Genomic DNA, 2,963 nt, shown 5'->3' with positions numbered 1-2,963 from the left:
CAGAAGCCGGCGATGCCTGTGAGCTTCGGGTCGGCCTTCGCCGCGTCGGTGAGCGCGAGAGAGAGTTCCTCCAGCTTGTGCGCGTCCGTGCCCGCACGCTGGTGCGCGAGTTCGTCCCAGGGGAGGCCTTCCAAGGATCCGGCCGGCGCGGCCGAGGCGTCCCAGAGGGTCTTCGTCGTGAGGTAGAGGCCGGCGCCGCTCCACTGAAGGCGCCCGCCCGCGGCTTCGACCGCGGGAGAAAGGCGCATGAGGAGCGGGAGCGTCAGATCGTCCGTGATGGGAAAGACGCCGCCCACGCGGCCCTCGGCGTCGCGGGTGAGGGGCGTGAGCGCCCACATTTCGGTCGACTGCTCGGGGCCGCCTTGGGCGACCCACGCGTAGGGGGCGGTGACGGGGGCGCCGCGGCGCTGCGCGACCACGCGCCAGGCCCAGACGAGGTGCGGCGCGCGCCCGAAGGGTTCGGGGGCGATCCACTGCGTCACGGGGTCTTCGGCGGCGTCGCCGAAGGCGTCGAGCATCGCGCGTTCGGCCGACGTGAGCGTCTCTAGAAGGTGCCGCGCGGCGGGCTCGGGCCAGCGCGCGCCGGGAATGAGGATGAAGGCTTTGTAAGTCATGGTGCCCATGATTGTAAGGGGGCGTAGAGCGGGCGGATGCGGGTCCGCCGGCGGCCTTTAGAATGGTCGGCATCCGAAAACCTTCCCTTTCACACCATCCAAAGGTTCCCGATTGCGCTTTCCCTATGAACTTTGGATCGGCCTCACCTACACGCGTGCGGGCCGTCGGGGACGCCGCCGAGACGGCTTCCTCTCCTTCATCTCCGCGATGTCGGTCGCGTCGATCGCGCTGGGCGTGGCGGCGCTCATCATCGTGCTCTCCGTCATGAACGGCTTCCAGAAGGAAGTCCGCGACCGCATGCTCTCGGTCGTGGCGCACATCGAGGTGACCTCGTCGGACGGCCCGCTCGAAGACTGGCAGGCGTTGGCGAAGAAGCTCGAAGCCCGCCCCGACGTCGTCGCGGCGGCGCCCTTCGTGCAGGGGCAGGGACTCCTTTCTTCCGGGCGAAGCGTCCGCGGCGCCTTGATCAAGGGCGTCGACCCCGCGACCGAACCCCGCGTGAGCGAGGCCGCCGCGCACGTGGCGGGGAAAGGCCTGGAGAGCCTCAAGCCCGGGTCCTTCGCCGTGGTGTTGGGGAGCGACCTCGCGCGGCTCCTGCGCGTCGGCGTGGGCGACCGCGTGGCGCTTCTGGTCCCCGAAGGGAACCTGACGCCCGCCGGTCTCATCCCCCGCGTGAAGCAGTTCACGGTGACGGGGCTCCTTTCCTCCGGGCACTACGAATTCGACAGCAGCATGGCGCTCGTCAACGTGGAGGACGCCGCGGCGCTCTTCCGTACGGGCGGCCCGAAGGGCCTGAGGTTGAAGGTCGCCGACATGAACGAAGCGCCGCAGATTGCCGCCTCGATCGTCGCGGACCTCCCGCCCACGGTGTGGGCGTCGGACTGGTCGCGGCAGAACCGCACGTGGTTTGCGGCCGTGCAGGTCGAAAAGCGCATGATGGGGATCATCCTTTTCCTCATCGTGCTCGTGGGCGCCTTCGGGCTCGTCTCCTCGCTCGTCATGACCGTGACGGAAAAACAGGCCGACATCGCGATCCTGCGCACGATCGGCGCCTCGCCCGCCTCCATCATGTCGGTCTTCGTCGTGCAGGGCGCGGTGGTGGCGCTGGTGGGCGTCGCCGCGGGGGTCGCCGCCGGGCTCGGCATTGCCTACAACGTCGACGTGATCGTCTCCTCCATTGAAGCGATGCTGGGCGTTCAGTTCCTCCCGAAGGAGATCTACTTCATCAGCTCGATGCCTTCGGACCCGCGGATGTCGGACGTCGTGCCGATCGCCGTCTTCTCGTTCCTTCTGGCGTTGGCCGCCACGCTCTACCCGAGCTGGCGCGCCGCCAAGACCCAACCTGCGGAGGCGCTTCGCTATGAATGACGTGATTCTCGACGTGCGGGGGCTCAAGAAGACCTACCGCGAAGGGGACGCCTCCGTGGAGGTGTTGAAGGGCGTCGACCTCACGGTGCGTCGCGGCGAAACCGTCGCGATCCTCGGGGCTTCGGGCTCGGGGAAGTCGACGCTCCTTCACGCCGTGGGCGCTTTGGACGCGTTCGACGCGGGCGAAGTGACGGTGGACGGCACCCCCGTCTCCGGCATGAGCGAAAAGGAGCGCGGGCGCCTTCGGAACGCCGCCTTCGGCTTCGTCTACCAGTTTCATCATCTTCTGCCTGAGTTTTCCGCGGTCGACAACGTCGCGATGCCCTTGATCGTCCGGCGCGAACCGAGGGACGCCGCCCGGGCGCGCGCGGCGGAGGTGTTGGAGAAGATGGGGCTCGGCCACCGGCTCACGCATCTCCCCTCGCAGCTCTCGGGCGGGGAGCGTCAGCGCGTCGCCGTTGCCCGCGCGTTGGTCGGGCGCCCGAAGTGCGTCCTCGCGGACGAGCCCACGGGGAACCTTGACGGCGACACGGCGGCGATGGTCTTCGACCGCTTTCTGGAGCTCGCCCGAACGGAAGGCACGGCGCTCGTCATCGTGACGCACGACCGCGCCTTGGCGGCGAAGTGCGACCGCACGCTCACGCTCGCGGGCGGCCGGATCGAAGAGGCCTGAGCGGAGTCCGCCCATGCTCGGATTGATCGACACGCACAGCCACGCCTGGGTGGACGACTGGTCGGGGTCCGACGAGGCGCTCCTCGAGGCGAAGCGCGCGGGCGTCCTCTCGATGGTGTTGACCGCAGGCGGCCCCGACAACTGGGACGCGTGCCGCGGCTACGCGCACCGCTGGGGGCTCCCCTACATGTTGGGCGTGCATCCGCTCTGGGCGGAGAAGACGACGGAGGCGAACCTCGACGCGTTCGAAGGGATGCTCCCGGGGCTGCTCGCCGATCCCCTCTTCATCGGGATCGGCGAGGTGGGG

3 protein-coding genes and 1 pseudogene are annotated in these 2,963 nt (G+C 69.1%); 3 read left to right on the top strand and 1 reads right to left on the bottom strand.

All coding sequences use genetic code 11. The annotated features are described in order from the left end of the window. A pseudogene (locus HMPREF9440_RS11490) lies at positions 1 to 614 on the bottom strand (hypothetical protein); the annotation flags it as partial. A gap of 112 nt (positions 615 to 726) precedes the next feature. Between HMPREF9440_RS11490 and HMPREF9440_RS06660 the strand changes: the two are divergent. The 3 genes from HMPREF9440_RS06660 to HMPREF9440_RS12015 form a co-directional block, all read left to right on the top strand. After that, positions 727 to 1,983, top strand: coding sequence for a lipoprotein-releasing ABC transporter permease subunit (locus HMPREF9440_RS06660; RefSeq protein WP_040764438.1), 1,257 nt, complete (start codon positions 727 to 729; stop codon positions 1,981 to 1,983). Beyond that, on the top strand, positions 1,976 to 2,656 hold the full coding sequence (locus HMPREF9440_RS06655; RefSeq protein WP_008542699.1) for an ABC transporter ATP-binding protein: 681 nt from the start codon (positions 1,976 to 1,978) through the stop codon (positions 2,654 to 2,656). The genes HMPREF9440_RS06660 and HMPREF9440_RS06655 overlap by 8 nt, the downstream gene beginning before the upstream one ends. A gap of 13 nt (positions 2,657 to 2,669) precedes the next feature. After that, positions 2,670 to 2,963 (top strand): TatD family hydrolase (locus tag HMPREF9440_RS12015; RefSeq protein ID WP_008542697.1); only part of this gene is annotated, 294 nt, incomplete at its 3' end.

It is taken from the genome of Sutterella parvirubra YIT 11816 (assembly GCF_000250875.1).
Taxonomy (GTDB): Bacteria; Pseudomonadota; Gammaproteobacteria; order Burkholderiales; family Burkholderiaceae_F; genus Sutterella; species Sutterella parvirubra.
This window is presented reverse-complemented; position numbering and strand designations above follow the sequence as displayed.